Origin of the sequence: Dietzia sp. oral taxon 368, assembly GCF_002999155.1 — a bacterium.
Lineage (GTDB): Bacteria > Actinomycetota > Actinomycetes > Mycobacteriales > Mycobacteriaceae > Dietzia > Dietzia cinnamea.
In genome coordinates this window covers 269,748-285,936 of the sequence record NZ_CP027238.1, presented here as the reverse complement: position 1 = coordinate 285,936, position 16,189 = coordinate 269,748, and the positions used below count along the sequence as shown (strand labels likewise).

Genomic DNA, 16,189 nt, shown 5'->3' with positions numbered 1-16,189 from the left:
ACCACCGTGTCCCGCCTGTCGAAGATCGCCGAGGCCAACCCCTGGCGCCAGAACCCGTGGTTCGAGTCTGTCGCGGAGGCCCAGCGCCGCGCGAAGAAGAAGCTGCCCAAGAGCGTGTACATGGCGCTCGTCGGCGGCAGCGAGGCGGGGGTGACCATCCGCGACAACATGGACGCCTTCACCGAGCTCGAGCCCAAGCCCCACGTGATCGGCGCCAAGCAGGACCGTGACATGGCCACCACGGTGATGGGCCAGCCCATCAGCCTGCCGGTGATGATCTCGCCGACCGGTGTCCAGGCCGTCACGCCGGACGGCGAGGTGGATGTGGCCCGTGCCGCGGCCGCCCGCGGCACCGCGATGGGACTGAGCTCGTTCGCGTCCAAGCCGATCGAGGAGGTCATCGCGGCCAACCCGCAGACCTTCTTCCAGGTGTACTGGCTCGGCGGCAAGGAGAAGGTGCTGGAGCGGCTGGAGCGCGCCAAGGCCGCCGGGGCGGCGGGGGTCATCCTCACCACCGACTGGTCGTTCTCGATGGGCCGTGACTGGGGCAGCCCGGCCATCCCGGAGAAGCTCGATGCCAGGGCCATGATCACCCTCGCCCCGCAGATCGCCGTGCGTCCCCGCTGGGCCGCCGAGTGGGCCCGCGACGTGGTGGTCAACAAGCGGTTCCCCGATCTGACGACCCCCAACCTGGTGGGCAAGGGCGAGATGGGCCCGACGTTCTTCGGTGCCTACGGCGAGTGGATGGGCACCCCGCCGGCCACGTGGGAGGACATCGCCTGGGTCGTGGAGAACTACGACGGACCGGTCATGCTCAAGGGCATCATCCGGGTCGACGACGCCAAGCGGGCCGTCGACGCCGGGGTCACCGCGATCTCCGTCTCCAACCACGGCGGCAACAACCTCGACGCCACCCCGGCGTCCATCCGGTGCCTCGCGCCGATCGCCGACGAGGTGGGCGATCAGGTAGAGGTCCTGCTCGACGGCGGCATCCGTCGCGGTTCGGACGTGGCCAAGGCACTCGCGCTCGGTGCCCGGGCCGTGATGATCGGTCGCGCGTACCTGTGGGGGCTCGGGGCCAACGGCCAGGCGGGAGTGGAGAACGTCCTCGACATCATGCGTTCCGGACTCGACTCGAGCCTCATCGGGCTGAGCAAGTCCTCGATCTCCGAGCTGAACCGCGACGACTACGTCATCCCCGACGACTTCATGCGCCGTCTCGGCGTCTGACCCACCACCACGGAAGAGAAGGACACCCCCTGTAATGGGAGATTTCGACGGCAAGGTCGTCTACATCACCGGTGTGGCCCGCGGCCAGGGCCGCAAGCACGCGATCCGCTTCGCGCGCGAGGGCGCCAGGATCATCGGCCTGGACCTGTGTGACTCGCCGTCCGAGTACGTGAAGTACCGGGCCGCCACCGAGGACGACCTGGCCACCACCATCGAGCGCGTGGAGGCCGAGGGAGGGGAGATCCTCGCCGAGGTCGGTGACGTCCGCGACCTGGCGTTCCAGCAGGCCCTCGTGGCCCGCGGCTTGGAGCGCTTCGGTGGCCGCCTGGACGTGGTGATCGCCAACGCGGGCATCTGCAACTGGGGCAAGGTCTGGGAGCTCGACGAGCAGCAGTGGCAGGACACCCTCGACATCAACCTCACGGGGTACTGGAAGACGCTGCGTGCGGCGATCCCGCACATGCTCGACGCGGGTAACGGCGGCTCGATCATCCTGGTCAGCTCGGTGGCGGGCCTCAAGGCCATGCCGGTGCAGTCCCCGTACTCGGCCTCCAAGTACGGCGTGGTGGGCCTCGCGCAGACCGCCGCGAAGGAGCTCGGTGAGCACGGCATCCGGGTCAACACGATCCACCCCTACGGCGTGCGGACGCCGATGGGTGCCGAGGACCCCGACGCGCTCGAGGTGTTCAACAACATGCCGCAGTTCCTGCCGCATTTCACCCCGATCCTGGGCATGGGCATGGCCAGCACCGACGACATCTCCGACTCGGTGATGTTCCTCGCGTCGGACGCCTCGCGCACCATCACCGCCTCGACCTTCACCGTCGACATGGGCGCGATCAAGGTCTGACCCGACATGACGGGCGCGACCGGCGCGGACGGACGGCCGGGCGGCGGCGTGCTGGCGGTGCTGCCACTCGGGGCCACCGAGCAGCACGGTGCGCACCTGCCGCAGGAGACCGACACCCTCCTCGCGGAGGCCGCGGCCCGCGCCGTCGCCGACGCGGCGGCCGGTGCCACGGCCCACGCGGCGACCGGCGACAACGTCCGCGTGCTCCCGGCCCTGGCCTACGGCTCGAGCGGGGAGCACCAGTCGTTCGCGGGGACCGTCTCCATCGGGACCGGGGCGCTCGCCGAGGTGCTCCTCGAGCTGGGCAGGTCCGTGTCCTCGTGGGCGGACCGACTGCTCGTGGTCAACGGTCACGGCGGCAACGTCGACGCCCTCCGCCGCGCGGTCCCGCGGCTGCGCAGCGAGGGCCGCGACGCCGCCTGGCTGTCCTGCCGCACCGCCGAGGACGCCCGCGACACCCACGCCGGGCACGCCGAGACCTCGCTCATGCTGCACCTGCACGCGGACCTCGTCCGCACCGATCTCGCGACCCGGGGCTGTGTCCGGCCGCTGCCGCAGATCCTGCCCGCCGTGCGCGACGGCGGGGTCGCCGCGGTGAGCCCGTCCGGTGTCCTGGGGGATCCCACCACCGCCACGGCCGCGGACGGCGAGCGGCTGTGGGGTTCGCTGGTGGCCGACGCCCGCGCGCGCCTCGACGGGTGGCGCCCGGACGACGACGGGATGCTCCGATGAGACCAGCCGGACACCGTGCGCCCTCACCTGCCCCGCCCGCCGCACCCACCCCGCCCGCCACCGACCGGCCGCACGTGCTGCTCGACCGCCGGACCCGGATCCTGCGACGCGGCGGCGTCGTGCGCGTCCTGGGCGGCGACCCGGTCACGCTCATCACGCCCGCGCCGTCGGTGGCGGGCCTCCTGGACGGGGGCCGGGCCGTCGCGACGGACACTCCCGCGGGGGCCGCGCTCGCCCGCGCTCTCACCGATCGCGGGATGGCCCATCCCGCCGGCCCGGTGTCGGCGGACCGCCCGCTGGACGGCGTCGCCGTAGTGGTCCCCGTCCGTGACGACGCGGACGGGGTCGCCGCCCTCGCGCGGACCCTCGCCCCCGAACTCGCGCGCGGCGTCCACCTCGTCGTCGTCGACGACGGCTCCACCCCGCCGCTGACGGTGCCTCTCAGTCCCGCGCGGGCCCCCGATCCGCCCGTCACCGTCCTGCGCCACGACCGCTCCCGCGGCCCGGCGGCCGCGCGCAACGCCGGCACGTCCGCGGCGGTCGCTTCCGGCGCCGAGGTGGTGGTGTACCTCGACGCCGACGTCCTCCCACTACCGGGCTGGCTCGACATCCTCCTCGCCCGCCTCGACGATCCGCTGGTCGCGGCGGTCGCGCCGCGCGTCGTCGCCGCCGAGCCCGGCCGGTTCTGGGTGCGCGGCTACGAGACGGCGCGCTCGGCGCTGGACATGGGGCCCGAACCGGCGCGGGTGAGGCCGCGAACGCGCGTGGCGTACGTGCCCAGTGCCGCGCTCGCGGTCCGCCCCGACCGGCTGCCCCCGGTCCCGGCCGGAGGGGGCACCGGACCGTTCGACGAACGCATGCACGTCGCGGAGGACGTGGACCTGTGCTGGCGCATCGACGACGCCGGGGGCCGGATCCGCTACGAGCCCGCCGCCCGCGTCGCCCACCGCCACCGCACCGGGTTTCGCGCCCTGCTGACCCGCCGCGCCTACTACGGACGTGGAGCCGCACCTCTGGCAGCGCGGCACGGCGCCGACGTCGCGCCCGCCGTCGCCGCGCCGTGGTCGCTGGCCGTGGCGGTCGGGGTATGGAGCGCGAGCCCGCTCGGCACGGTGGTCGCGCTCGGCGCGGTGGCCAGGGCGTGGTGGCGGACGCGCGCGCTGACCGGCGACGGACGCGCGGCCGCCGAGCTCGTCGCCCGCGGCGCCGGGGCCTCGATCAGGCAGCTGCCGGAGGCGTTACTACGCCCGTATGGGCCGGTCACCGCGACCGCGCTGGCGCTCACCGCCGGGTCGCGGGGCCGGATCGCGCGGGCGCTGCGCCGGCGCCTCGCGGTCGCGGCCGCCGCGGAGGGGCTGTGGCACTGGTGGAGCGCGCGGGAACCGGGCCGATGGCCGGCCGACGAGCCGGTCGGGCACGTCCTGCTGCACCGCCTGGACGACCTGGCCTACGGCGCGGGGGTCTGGCGCTCTGCGGTGACGGAGCGCTCCCCGGCCGCCCTGCGCCCGGAACTCACGCGATGACCGGCGGCCCGGGCGGGGACGCCGATGTCGTGGTGGTCGGTGCGGGCGCCGCCGGGTGTGTGGTGGCCCGGCGGCTCGCCGACGCCGGCGCGGACGTCCTGTTGCTCGAGGCCGGTACGGCCGCCGCCACCCCGCTCGCGGGCCTGCTCGACATCGGCCCCGGCTCCCGCGTGGTCGCACGCCACCCCGCCACGCTCGGGGACACGGCCCTTGAGCTGCCCCGCGGCCGGGCGGTCGGCGGGTCGGGCGCGGTGAACGGGGGGTACTGCGCGCCGGCCCGGCCGGCGGATCTCGAGGCGTGGGGACAGGGCTGGCCCCGGCGCTACGCGGTGGGGTTGGCGCGGGCGGCCGAGCGCCTGCGCCCCCGCCTGGCGCCGATGGGGCCGGTCGCCGCGTGGGTCGCCGCCGCGTTCCCCGGACGCGTAGCGGCCGTCCCGCAGGCGCGCAGCGACGGGCGGAGGGTGACGGCGTTCGACGCGTGGGACCCCGCCGGCGCTGGCGTGCGGGTACGCACCGGTGCCGCGGTACGTGAACTGTCGTGGGCGGGCGGGGCCGTCGGCGGAACGGGAGGCGCCCGGCGGTGTGTGGGCGTGGTCCTCGACGACGACGAGGCGATCGCCGCCCGCCAGGTGGTGCTGTGCGCGGGGACGATCGGGACGACCGTTCTCCTTCTGGGCTCCGGTATCGACGGGGCCGGCGGCCACCCGGTCGGCCACGGGGTGCAGGAGCATCCCGAGCTCCTGCTGGACGTCCCCGCGGACCCGGCCGCCGGGGCCGGTGCCGGGCTCGGCACGGGGGCTGACGCGGCCGGCGGGCTGCCGCCCCTGCTCTCCCACGTGGTGCGGCTCGACCTCCCTGTGCGGGAGCGCGGGTGGGTGCCGGAGATCGAGGTGCGCCCCTACGCGGTCCCGATGCACCGCGCGATCCCCGGCCTCGGCGAGGTGCCGCACCGTATCGGGGTGGCACTGATGAACCCCCTCGGACGGGGGCGGGTGCACGCCGACGGGAGCGTGGACCTCCCGGACGACCCGGGCGACGCGACGGCGCTGGCCGAGGCGACGGCGTTCGTGGCGGAACGCCTGGGCATCGACGGCACCGTCACCCGCTCGACCTCCCACCACCTGTCGGGCGCGGCGCGGGTCGGGGAGGTGCTCGACGACTCCGGTCGGGTGCTCGGGGTGGAGGGAGTGCGGGTGGCCGACGCGTCGGTCCTGCCGTCGCTGCCGCTATGCGGTCCGTATTACACCGTCCTGGCGGTGGCCGAGGACCTCGCCGCGCGGATGGTCGCCGAGCGGGCGTGGTAGAACACAGATAGAACACGTTCCACCGAGAGGGTGGGCGGCGGCCCGGGAGGCGCGCATGCCGAGTACTGAGACCACCGTCGAGCCACAGCAGTTCGCGGTCGAGCGCGAGGACGGCGTCCGGCTGGTCGGCGAGGTCTGGGAGCCGCACGGACCGGACGGCCGGCCCACCGAGCCCGTCGACGAGATCCTCATGCTCCACGGCGGTGCGCAGACCCGCCACGCCTGGAGCCGGGCCTCCCGCCGCCTGGCCGCCGAGGGTTACCGCGTCACCGCGATGGATGCGCGCGGACACGGGGACAGCGACTGGGACCCGGAGGGTGACTACGACATCCATCGCCTCGCCGCCGATCTCGAGGCGATCGTCGCAGAGCGGTTCCCCGAGCGGCGTCCGGTCGTCGTCGGTGCGTCGCTCGGCGGGATGACCGCGATGCTCTCGCTGGGCACCGGCAAGGACGTCGCCCGCGCGCTCGTCCTGGTCGACGTCACCCCCAGGCTCGAGGCCGCGGGCGTCGAGAGGGTGGGGGAGTTCATGCGGTCCGGGTTCGACGGGTTCGCGAGTCTCGAGGAGGCCGCCGACGCGATCGCCGCCTACCAGCCCCACCGCAAGCGGCCCCCGAACCCCGAGGGACTGCGCAAGAACCTGCGGCTGCGCGAGGACGGGCGCTGGCACTGGCACTGGGACCCGCAGTTCGCCGGCGGGGCCTCCGCCGACAACGCCGAGATCGGCAACGCCTTCTTCGAGGAGCTCGTCCCGAGGATCACCCAGCCCACCCTGCTCATCCGCGGGTCGGCCTCGGACATCGTCAGCGACGACTCCGTGCAGCATCTGCTCGAGCTGCTCCCGCACGCCCACACCACGGAGGTCGCCGACGCCGGTCACATGGTCGCCGGCGACGACAACGCCGTCTTCCTCGACCAGCTCGAGTGGTTCCTGGCCGAGGTGCTCGATTCGCCGCCCCTCCGCTGAGTCCCCGACGAGCCGCGGCGCGGGGGCGTCCGGGGAATAACCCCACTCCGTGTACGTTGCCCTGGATGAGCGGTCGTCGATACCCGTCCGGGTATCGGTGGCCGGGGAATCTCGTCGCCGGCCCGCGCGATCCGTAGGCTGGCGACAAGCAGACGGGTCGAGAGTCGCCCCGTACGCGCAAGGAGGGCATTCGTATGAGCACCGTCGACATCACGACCGCCGAGTTCGAGAAGACCGTCACCGAGAACGACATCGTCCTGGTGGACTTCTGGGCCGAGTGGTGTGGCCCGTGCAAGGCCTTCGGCCCGGTCTACGAGAAGGTGTCGGGCAAGCACCCCGAGGTGACCTTCGCGAAGGTCGACACCGACGCCGAGCAGCAGCTCGGTGCGATGCTGCAGATCCAGTCGATCCCGACGCTGATGGCGTTCCGTGAGGGCATCGCCGTCTTCCGTCACTCGGGTGCGATCCCGGAGCAGGCCCTGGACGACCTGGTCGAGCAGATCAAGGGACTCGACATGGACGAGGTCCGCAAGGCCGTCGAGGAGGCGCAGGCCCAGCAGGGCGACGCCCAGGCCTGAATCCCCGCGCGCGGATCCGGGACCTCTGGTCCGCACCGCGCTCCCTCCGGGGGGAGAACACGTTCTTGTAGCCACCCCACAGATGTCAGAACCGGGGTTAGTGTGACGAGAACACGTTCCAGTGACGGTGATTACCACCGTCGCGCCCGGAGGGAGTCGCAGTGAAGACCAAGGCCGTAATCGCCCGTGAGCTCGGCAAGCCGTTCGAGATCGTCGAGGCCGAGCTCGACGGACCCCACTTCGGTGAGGTGCTGGTCAAGTGGAAGGTCGCCGGCCTGTGCCACTCGGACCTGCACATGCGGACCGGGGACCTGCCCGGTCGGCTCCCGATCGTCCTGGGGCACGAGGGTGCGGGCGTGGTCGAGGCCGTCGGTGAGGGGGTCACCCACGTCCAGCCCGGTGACCACGTGGTGGGCTCGTTCATCCCCGCGTGCGGCAAGTGCCCGGCGTGTGCCCGTGGCGTGTCCAACCTCTGCGACGGCGGCCTGAACGGCACCTTCGGCGTCATGGCCGACGGCCGGTACCCCTTCGCCCTGGACAATGGCGAGACCGCCGGCGCCATGTGCACGCTCGGAACGTTCTCCCAGTACACCGTCGCCAACATGAACTCGGTGGTCAAGATCCAGGACTGGATCCCCTTCGAGGTCGCCGCGCTCGTCGGCTGCGGTGTCACCACGGGGTGGGGCTCGGCGGTCTACTCCGCCGACGTCAAGGCCGGAGACACCGTCGTGGTCTTCGGCATCGGTGGCATCGGCATCAACGCGATCCAGGGCGCCAGGCACGCCGGCGCCCGCTTCATCCTCGCGATCGACACCGACGAGACCAAGCTCGCCAAGGCCAGAGAGTTCGGTGCCACCCACGTCTACACGGACGTCGAGCAGGCCAAGGCAGAGCTGCCCGGGTTGACCTGGGGCCTCATGGCGGAGAAGGCCATCATCACGATCGGCGTGGCCGACGCCAAGGTCACCGCCGACGCCGTCGACATGGTCGGCAAGCGCGGTGTCGTGGTGCTCACCTCGATGGGCGGCCTCGACAACCAGTCGATCACCCTCACCGGACTGTTCGTCTCCCAGTACGAGAAGGTCATCAAGGGGTCGCTCTTCGGGTCGGCCAACGCGTTCCACGACATCCCCAACATCCTGCGTCTGTGGGACGAGAAGCAGCTCAAGCTCGACGAGCTCGTCACCCACCGCTTCACCCTCGACCAGGTCAACGAGGGCTACGAGATGATGGAGGCGGGCGGCGAGGGCATGGTGCGCGGCATCATCGTGCACGAGGACTGACCGCGGGGTCTCGCGTTCCGGGCCCTCCCAACGGGCACCCGGTCGCTGGGTAATCTGAGGCCATGGATCCGGAGCAGGACAACGACCCCAGAGCACTGGCCCAACGGCGACTGGAGGCGATGGTGGGGCGCGGTGAGCTCTCGCTCGCCGAGTTCTCCGACCGCGCCGCCCAGATCTGGGCGGCCACCTGCCCCGCCGAACTCGAGGTGGCGCTGAGCGGACTGCCCGCCGGGTCCGACCCGGCCGCCCCGCCCGCCGCGCACCGCCCGGGCCCGCCGGCCCCCCGCCCCGGCGCCGCCATCGTCGTGGACGAGGGCCAGAAGACCACCTCGATCTTTGACACCCTCAGGCGCGAGGGGAGATGGATGCTGCCGGACGACTACCGGCTCACCTCGTGGATGGGGGAGATCTATCTCGACGCCCGCGAGGCCGTCGTCGACCGCCCCCGCACCCACCTCCAGCTGGACCTGTGGGCCGCCAACGCCCGGGTACTGCTCCCGCCGGGCGTCTCGGTCACGATCACCGGGAACCGGACGATGACCGATCTCAAGATCGACGAGGGGCGCTACGAGGTCCACGGCGGCCCGCATCTGGACATCGAGATCAACGGCTTCATGGCCAACGCCAAGATCAAGATCCTCGCCGCGGGGGAGAAGATCCCCAAGACCTGGAAGTGGTTCTAGCGCTCCCGGCGACGCCACACGGTGTGCCGGTGCCGCACCTCGTCGTCGTACCCGTCGACGCGGCTCCGTGGATCGGTGATCCACTCGCCGACCTCCACCCGCTCCCACGCCGCGTCCAACGTGGGCGCCAGCACGGTCCCGGGCGCGTCGGCGTCGATCTCGGTCACCAGGCACTCGTCGGCCGCGGGCAGCGCGGCGGCGTAGACCTGACCGCCGCCCATCACGACCGCGTCGCGGCCCGCCGAGGCCAACGCGGCGTCCACCGACCCGGCGCGCTCGGCGCCGTCGGCCGCCCACCCGGGGTCCCGCGTGCACACGATGTTGCGGCGTCCCGGCAGAGGGCGGAAGCGCTCCGGCAGGGAGTCCCACGTCGCGCGGCCCATCACCACGGGGCGTCCGACGGTGGCCTGCTTGAAGAAGGCCAGGTCCTCGGGGATATGCCACGGCATGTCCCGGCCGTCACCGATCACCCCGCCGCGGGCCTGCGCCCACACCATCCGCACCGCCACGGCCCCGGCTCAGACCGCGACCGGGGCCTTGATGCCCGGGTGGTGCTCGTAACCGACGACCTCGAAGTCCTCGAAACGGTAGTCGAAGATCGACTCCGCCTTCCGTAGCCGTAGCTCCGGGTACGGGTACGGCTCACGCTCCAGCTGGGTGCGCACCTGCTCGACATGGTTGTCGTAGATGTGGCAGTCCCCGCCGGTCCAGATGAACTCGCCCACCTCGAGGCCTACCTGCTGCGCGACCATGTGCGTGAGCAGGGAGTAGGAGGCGATGTTGAACGGCACGCCCAGAAAGAGGTCGGCGCTGCGCTGGTAGAGCTGGCAGCTGAGCTTGCCGTCGGCCACGTAGAACTGGAACAGCAGGTGACACGGTGGCAGCGCCATCTGCGAGAGTTCGCTGACGTTCCACGCGCTGACGATGTTGCGCCGCGAGTCCGGGTCCGTACGCAGCAGGTCCACGGCCGCCGCGATCTGGTCGATGTGCCGGCCGTCCGGGGTGGGCCACGACCGCCACTGGACGCCGTAGACGGGGCCGAGCTCGCCGGCCTGGTCCGCCCACTCGTCCCAGATGCTCACGCCGTGCTCCTGCAGCCACCGCACGTTCGAGTCGCCGCGCAGGAACCACAGCAGCTCGTAGGCGACCGACTTGAAGTGGACCCGCTTGGTCGTGAGAAGGGGGAAGCCGGCGGCGAGGTCGTACCTGATCTGGTGACCGAACAGGCTGCGCGTTCCCGTTCCCGTGCGATCCGCCTTCGGGGTGCCCTCTTCCAGGACGAGCCGGAGCAGATCCTCGTACGGGGTGGGGACGGTCATGAGGCGGAGTCTACTGAAAATCCGGGGGCCGACCCACTGGGGCTCTCAGCGACCCATTCCGTCACACCGACCAGCCCGCCGTGGCGGCGAGCACCTTCTCCGTGAGATCCGGCCGGCAGACGAGGATGTCCGGGGAGTGGGCGTCGGACTTGTTGAACTCGATCGGCGAGCCGTCGGGCCGGGACGCGTGCAACCCGGACGCCAGCGCCACCGCGACCGGCGCGGCCTGATCCCACTCGAACTGCCCCCCGGCGTGGAGATAGACGTCGGCGTCGCCGAGCAGTACCGAGAGCATCTTGGCCCCGGCGGAGCCCATCGGACGCACGCGTAGCCCGAGCTCGTCGGCGATCTCGTGCACGCCGGCCGGCGGGTTGTTGCGGCTGATCACCATGGTGCCGGAGAACGGCCCGTCGACGTGGTCGACCTGGTCCGACCGGAACACCCTGCCCGCGTCGGGCAGGCCCACCGAGGCGAGCGCGGGCCGGCCGTCCACCACGAGCGCCACGTGCACCGACCAGTCCGAGCGGCCGGTCGAGAACTCCTTGGTCCCGTCGATCACATCGATGATCCACACGCGCGCCTTGTCCAGGCGGCTCAGGTCGTCGGAGACGCCCTCCGAGAGGGTGCCGTCGTCCGGCCGGTGCACCGCGAGCACCTCGTCGGTCCAGCTCTGGGCGACCTCGTTGGCGACCCGCGCGAGCGACCGCCCGTGCAGCAACCCGCCGGCCCGGGTGCCCCGGACGATGTCCCCGATGCCCGTGGCGAGGTGGTAGGCCAGGTCGTGGTCGCTGAGTTCGCGCATGCCCTCACTCTACGGAGCAGGCGGCGCGTGGCGGCCTGTGTCGTCGGCCGCGCTGTCCTGGACCGTGCTGTCGTCGGCCGCTCTGTCGTAGTCGTAGGCCATCATGACTTCATGCCCGCCGCCCTGGACCGGTTCCACCCGGCCACCGCTTCCTGGTTCCGAGGCGCGTTCGACGCGCCCACAGCGGCCCAGGAAGGGGCGTGGACCGCGCTCGCCGGCGGATCGCACACCCTCGTCGTGGCCCCTACCGGCTCCGGCAAGACCCTGTCGGCGTTCCTCGCCGCGCTCGACGGGTTGCTCCTGGGTGACCGGGGCGGCGCGCCGGACCCCGGGCCCGGCACCCGCGTCCTCTACGTCTCGCCGCTCAAGGCCCTCGCGGTGGACGTCGAGCGCAATTTGCGCGCGCCGCTCGCGGGGATCGCCCGTGAGGCCGCGTCGATGGGGGTACCGACGCCGGACGTCACCGTCGGGATCCGCACCGGTGACACCCCGCCTGACGAGCGTCGCCGCCAGCGCGCCCGGCCACCGCACATCCTCGTGACCACGCCGGAGTCGCTGTTCCTGCTCCTCACCTCCGCCGCGCGGGAGACCCTCGCCACGGTGGGCACGGTGATCATCGACGAGATCCACGCGGTCGCCGGCAGCAAGCGCGGCGCGCATCTCGCTCTCAGCCTCGAGCGGCTCGACGAGCTGCTCGACACGCCCGCGCAGCGGGTGGGGCTGTCGGCGACGGTGCGGCCGCACAGCGAGGTCGCCCGCTTCCTCGCGGGGGAGCGTCCCACCACGATCGTGGCGCCGGGGTCGGACAAGGGCTTCGAGCTCTCGGTGCGCGTGCCGGTCGAGGACATGGCGGACCTGTCCTCGTCGGCCCCGGCGGTCACCGCGCCGCCCGGCACCCCGGGTCAGGGCTCCATCTGGCCGCATGTGGAGCGTCAGGTCGTGGACCTCGTGACCGCCCACCGCTCGACGATCGTGTTCGTCAACTCCCGGCGCCTGGCCGAGCGGCTCACCGCGAGGCTCAACGAGATCTACGCCGAGGACACCGACCCGGGCTCGCTCCCCGAGCCCCCCGCCCGGCCGCCCGCGCAGCTCATGGTGCCGTCAGAGGTCTCGCGCGGGGCGCCGCCGGAACTGGCCATGGCCCACCACGGGTCGGTGTCCAAGGAACGCCGGGCGATCATCGAGGACGCGCTCAAGTCCGGCCGGCTCCGCGCGGTGGTGGCGACCTCCTCGCTCGAGCTGGGCATCGACATGGGCGCGGTGGATCTGGTCGTGCAGGTCGAGTCCCCGCCGTCGGTGGCCTCGGGGCTGCAGCGCGTGGGGCGCGCGGGACACCAGGTCGGCGAGGTGTCGCGGGCCGTCGTCTACCCCAAGCACCGCGCTGACCTCGTGCACAGCGCGGTCACGGTGGAGCGGATGCTCGCCGGCGCGATCGAGGAACTCACGGTGATCGCCAACCCGCTCGACGTGCTGGCGCAGCAGACCGTGGCCGCGTGCGCACTCGAGCCGATCGACGTGGAGGAGTGGTTCTCGGCCGTCCGGCGCACCGCCCCGTACGCCGGTCTGCCGCGGTCCGCGTTCGAGGCCACCCTCGACATGCTCGCCGGCAAGTACCCGTCCGCGGACTTCGCCGAGCTCAAGCCACGCCTGGTGTGGGACCGCGACGCCGGCACCCTCACCGGCCGCCCCGGCGCCCAGCGACTGGCCGTCACCTCCGGCGGCACCATCCCGGACCGCGGCCTGTTCGGCGTGTTCATGGTGGGGGAGAAGGCCGCCCGCGTCGGCGAGCTGGACGAGGAGATGGTCTACGAATCGCGGGTCGGTGACGTCTTCGCGCTCGGGGCCTCCAGCTGGCGCGTCGAGGAGATCACCCACGACCGCGTCCTCGTCTCGCCCGCGCCCGGCGGGACCGGCCGGCTGCCGTTCTGGCTGGGCGACGACCAGGGCCGCCCCGCTGAACTCGGCCGCGCGCTCGGCGGGTTCCTGCGCGAGGTGTCGTCCGGGTCGGAGGCGGAGGTCACCGCGCGCCTGGACGCCGCCGGCCTCGACACCTACGCCGCCGCCAACCTCCGGCGGTACCTGACCGATCAGCGCGAGGCGACCGGCCACGTGCCCAGCGACACGACCCTGGTCGTGGAGCGGTTCCGCGACGAGGTGGGGGACTGGCGGATCGTGCTGCACTCGCCGTTCGGCGCGCGCGTGCACTGGCCGTGGGCGGAGGCCGTGCGCGCCCGGCTGGCCGCCGCGCACGGCTTCGACGCGGTGCCGGTGGTGTCCGACGACGGCATCATCCTCCGGGTCCCCGATACGGGTGACGACGGCGAGGGGGGCGCGCGCCCGGGGGCTGAGACGTTCGCGATCTCTGCGGAGGAGGCGGTCGATCTGGTGACCCGGCATGTGGGCGGGTCGGCGCTGTTCGCCTCACGCTTCCGCGAGTGTTCCGCACGCGCCCTGCTGTTCCCCCGGCTGGATCCGGGCCGGCGGGCCCCGCTGTGGCAGCAGCGGCAGAAGTCCGCGCAGTTGCTCGACGTCGCGCGGAGGTATCCGGACTTTCCGATGATCCTCGAGGCGGTGCGCGAGTGCCTCCAGGACGTCTACGACGTGCCCGCGCTCGAGCGGCTGCTGGGGGAGATCGAGTCGCGCAGCGTGCGGATCGTCGAGGTGGATACGCCCGGCGCCTCGCCGTTCGCGCAGTCGCTGCTCTTCGACTACGTCGGCGCCTTCCTCTACGAGGGTGACTCCCCGCTCGCCGAGAAGCGGGCCGCCGCACTGAGCATCGATCCCGGCCTGCTCGGTCAGCTGCTGGGCCGCGTCGAGCTGCGCGAACTGCTCGACGTGGAGGTCCTCGACTCGATCGAGCGACGCCTTCAGCACCTCGAGCCCGAGCGCGCGGCACGCGACGCCGAGGCGGTGGTCGACCTGCTCCGGCTGCTCGGCCCGCTCACCGTCGACGAGATCGCCGAACGTTCCGCCGAGCCCGGCGCCGTCCCGGGCTGGCTCGACGAGTTGGCTCGGACGTGGCGGATCGTGCCGGTGGAGCACTCCGGTCGCAGCTGGTGGGCCGGGGTCGAGGACGTGGCCCGGCTCCGCGACGGCCTCGGAGTCCCGCCTCCACCCGGCGTGCCGTCGGCCTTCCTCGGCGACGTGGGCGACCCGCTGGGTGAGCTGATCCGCCGCTACGCGCGCACCCACGGCCCTTTCTCGGTCGAGGCGGTCGCCGAGCGGTTCGGACTCGGCGTGGCGGTCGTTCGCGGCGTGCTCGACAGGCTCACCTCCTCGGGCACACTGCTGGCCGGAGAGTTCCGCCCCGGCGCGACGGGTCCCGAGTGGTGCGACGCCGAGGTGCTGCGCCACATCCGCCGTCGATCGTTGGCCGCTCTGCGCTCGCAGATCGAGCCGGTGTCCCAGTCCGCGCTGGGCCGCTTCCTGCCCGGGTGGCAGAGCCTGGGGTCAGGTGGCGGCGCTGGCGGTGGCGCGCGGGCGGGTGCCGAATCCGGTGTCGACGGGCTGCTCGCAGTGATCGAGCAGCTCGACGGGCTCGCGCTTCCCGCCTCCGCCCTCGAACCACTCGTCTTGGCGCCCCGGGTGAGCGACTACTCTCCGGCGATGCTCGACGAACTCCTCGCCGGGGGAGAGGTCATCTGGAGCGGGCGTGGACGTGCCGGATCCCGCGACGGCTGGATCTCCCTGCACCCGGCCGATTCCGCCGGCGCCACCCTGCCCCTGGGGCGACCGCAGCCGGAGGGGCCGGTCCACCTCGCCGTCGTCGACTCCCTGCGCGGCGGAGCCCTGTTCTTCCGCGACATAGTCACCACGGTGAGGAGCGCACTCACCGCCCCTACCGACGCTGGGCCCGTGAACCCCGCCCCTTCCGACCCCGCACCCGCCGTCCCCGAGGCTGCGGTGCGCGACGCCGTCTGGGACCTGGTGTGGGACGGGGTCGTCACCAACGACACGCTCTCACCGCTGCGCGCGGTGCTCGCCGGCGGTGGCTCGTCCGGGTCGGGGACCGCGCACCGGTCGCCCCGCGCCTCCGCCCGCCCACGTCGCGCCCGGTTCGGCCGCACCGCGATGGCGCAGCTCAACGGTGCGGTCGCCGCGGGGACGAGGACGCCACCCGTGTTGGCGGGCCGTTGGTCCCTCGTTCCGGAGCCGATCAGCGACGCCACGCTGCGGGCGCACGCCTGGGCCGAGACCCTTCTGCTGCGCCACGGCGTCGTCACCCGGGGCGCGGTCGAGGCCGAAGAGATCCCCGGCGGGTTCGCCGCCGTGTACAAGGTGCTGGCGCAGATGGAGGACTCCGGCCGCTGCCGCCGCGGGTACTTCGTCGACGGTCTCGGCGCAGCGCAGTTCGCGGCCGGCAACACGATCGACAGACTGCGCACGTTCGACGACACCGCCGACGACGCCCACTGGCCCTCCGGAACCGACGAACCCACCGTCCGGGTTCTTGCCGCCACCGACCCCGCCAACCCCTACGGTGCCGCTCTGCCCTGGCCCGCCACCGCGCCCAGCGGAGGCGACGCGGCGGGCGGAGGCGACGCAGCGGCCACGGGCGGCTCGGGTCACCGGCCCGGTCGGAAGGCGGGCGCGCTCGTGGTTCTGGTCGACGGGATCTGCGTGCTGTTCGTCGAGCGCGGCGGACGCACCGTCCTCATCTTCGACGACCGCGCCGGTGCGGTGCCTCTCGCCGCGGGCGCGCTCGTCGACGCCGTCCGCTCGGGAGCGGTCGGTCCGTTGACCGTCACCACTCTCGGCGGCGAGCCCGTGCACGGCTCTCCACACGCCGCCGCGTTCGAGGCGGCGGGCTTCGGCATCACCCCCAAGGGGGTGCGCATCCGGCGCTGACGCCCTTGAGACCCCACGCCCGATTAGTTAGAATATGCGCATTGGTGCATATGTCAGAGGGGGTAGCCGG

General features: G+C 72.9%; 13 protein-coding genes. 10 read left to right on the top strand and 3 right to left on the bottom strand.

The genetic code is table 11. The features are described 5' to 3' along the window. Positions 1-6: 6 nt before the first annotated feature. From mftD to C3V38_RS01335, 9 genes are all read left to right on the top strand, one after another. Complete coding sequence (gene mftD / locus C3V38_RS01375) at positions 7-1,230, top strand: pre-mycofactocin synthase MftD (RefSeq protein ID WP_061228322.1); 1,224 nt, start codon at positions 7-9, stop codon at positions 1,228-1,230. 34 nt (positions 1,231-1,264) lie between these two features. Beyond that, positions 1,265-2,080, top strand: a complete 816-nt coding sequence (locus C3V38_RS01370; protein ID WP_061228323.1) for a mycofactocin-coupled SDR family oxidoreductase — start codon at positions 1,265-1,267, stop codon at positions 2,078-2,080. Between the two features lie 6 nt (positions 2,081-2,086). Further along, the gene (mftE, locus tag C3V38_RS01365; RefSeq protein ID WP_106384950.1) at positions 2,087-2,812 is read left to right on the top strand and encodes a mycofactocin biosynthesis peptidyl-dipeptidase MftE; all 726 of its coding nucleotides are present in this window, start codon (positions 2,087-2,089) and stop codon (positions 2,810-2,812) included. Further along, positions 2,809-4,335, top strand: a complete 1,527-nt coding sequence (gene mftF, locus C3V38_RS01360; protein WP_082767656.1) for a mycofactocin biosynthesis glycosyltransferase MftF — start codon at positions 2,809-2,811, stop codon at positions 4,333-4,335. The genes mftE and mftF overlap by 4 nt, the downstream gene beginning before the upstream one ends. Beyond that, positions 4,332-5,639 carry a mycofactocin system GMC family oxidoreductase MftG gene (mftG, locus tag C3V38_RS01355; RefSeq protein ID WP_083961774.1) on the top strand — a complete coding sequence of 436 codons (1,308 nt, stop codon included), beginning with the start codon at positions 4,332-4,334 and terminating at the stop codon, positions 5,637-5,639. Before mftF ends, mftG begins: the two co-directional genes overlap by 4 nt. A gap of 55 nt (positions 5,640-5,694) precedes the next feature. Next, positions 5,695-6,606, top strand: coding sequence for an alpha/beta fold hydrolase (locus C3V38_RS01350; protein WP_061228325.1), 912 nt, complete (start codon positions 5,695-5,697; stop codon positions 6,604-6,606). A gap of 194 nt (positions 6,607-6,800) precedes the next feature. Next, positions 6,801-7,184 (top strand): thioredoxin, encoded by a 384-nt coding sequence (trxA, locus tag C3V38_RS01345; protein ID WP_061228326.1) that lies wholly within the window; start codon positions 6,801-6,803, stop codon positions 7,182-7,184. Positions 7,185-7,345: 161 nt separating this feature from the next. Then, on the top strand, positions 7,346-8,467 hold the full coding sequence (locus C3V38_RS01340) for an NDMA-dependent alcohol dehydrogenase (protein ID WP_106384949.1): 1,122 nt from the start codon (positions 7,346-7,348) through the stop codon (positions 8,465-8,467). 62 nt (positions 8,468-8,529) lie between these two features. Continuing rightward, positions 8,530-9,150, top strand: coding sequence for a DUF1707 domain-containing protein (locus tag C3V38_RS01335; RefSeq protein ID WP_106384948.1), 621 nt, complete (start codon positions 8,530-8,532; stop codon positions 9,148-9,150). Here C3V38_RS01335 and C3V38_RS01330 read toward each other — a convergent pair. From C3V38_RS01330 to C3V38_RS01320, 3 genes are all read right to left on the bottom strand, one after another. Further along, positions 9,147-9,659: a dihydrofolate reductase gene (locus C3V38_RS01330; protein ID WP_061228329.1), complete on the bottom strand. Its 513-nt coding sequence runs from the start codon at positions 9,657-9,659 to the stop codon at positions 9,147-9,149. The two genes, C3V38_RS01335 and C3V38_RS01330, sit on opposite strands and share 4 nt — an antisense overlap. A 9-nt stretch (positions 9,660-9,668) precedes the next feature. Next, a complete protein-coding gene (locus C3V38_RS01325; protein ID WP_106384947.1) occupies positions 9,669-10,469 on the bottom strand; it encodes a thymidylate synthase in 801 nt (266 codons plus the stop codon). A 61-nt stretch (positions 10,470-10,530) separates the two neighbouring features. After that, complete coding sequence (locus tag C3V38_RS01320) at positions 10,531-11,271, bottom strand: inositol monophosphatase family protein (RefSeq protein ID WP_106384946.1); 741 nt, start codon at positions 11,269-11,271, stop codon at positions 10,531-10,533. 111 nt (positions 11,272-11,382) lie between these two features. On the opposite strand from C3V38_RS01320, the gene C3V38_RS01315 reads away from it, so the two are divergent. After that, positions 11,383-16,119: an ATP-dependent helicase gene (locus C3V38_RS01315; RefSeq protein WP_106384945.1), complete on the top strand. Its 4,737-nt coding sequence runs from the start codon at positions 11,383-11,385 to the stop codon at positions 16,117-16,119. Positions 16,120-16,189 lie beyond the last annotated feature (70 nt).

Excerpts from the sequence above, each read along its gene's own strand:
- C3V38_RS01350 (WP_061228325.1), top strand. The coding sequence starts at position 5,695 with ATGCCGAGTACTGAGACCACCGTCGAGCCACAGCAGTTCGCGGTCGAG.
- C3V38_RS01315 (WP_106384945.1), top strand. The coding sequence starts at position 11,383 with ATGCCCGCCGCCCTGGACCGGTTCCACCCGGCCACCGCTTCCTGGTTC.
- mftG (WP_083961774.1), top strand. The coding sequence starts at position 4,332 with ATGACCGGCGGCCCGGGCGGGGACGCCGATGTCGTGGTGGTCGGTGCG.
- trxA (WP_061228326.1), top strand. The coding sequence starts at position 6,801 with ATGAGCACCGTCGACATCACGACCGCCGAGTTCGAGAAGACCGTCACC.
- mftE (WP_106384950.1), top strand. The coding sequence starts at position 2,087 with ATGACGGGCGCGACCGGCGCGGACGGACGGCCGGGCGGCGGCGTGCTG.
- C3V38_RS01325 (WP_106384947.1), bottom strand. The coding sequence starts at position 10,469 with ATGACCGTCCCCACCCCGTACGAGGATCTGCTCCGGCTCGTCCTGGAA.
- C3V38_RS01335 (WP_106384948.1), top strand. The coding sequence starts at position 8,530 with ATGGATCCGGAGCAGGACAACGACCCCAGAGCACTGGCCCAACGGCGA.
- C3V38_RS01320 (WP_106384946.1), bottom strand. The coding sequence starts at position 11,271 with ATGCGCGAACTCAGCGACCACGACCTGGCCTACCACCTCGCCACGGGC.
- C3V38_RS01370 (WP_061228323.1), top strand. The coding sequence starts at position 1,265 with ATGGGAGATTTCGACGGCAAGGTCGTCTACATCACCGGTGTGGCCCGC.
- mftF (WP_082767656.1), top strand. The coding sequence starts at position 2,809 with ATGAGACCAGCCGGACACCGTGCGCCCTCACCTGCCCCGCCCGCCGCA.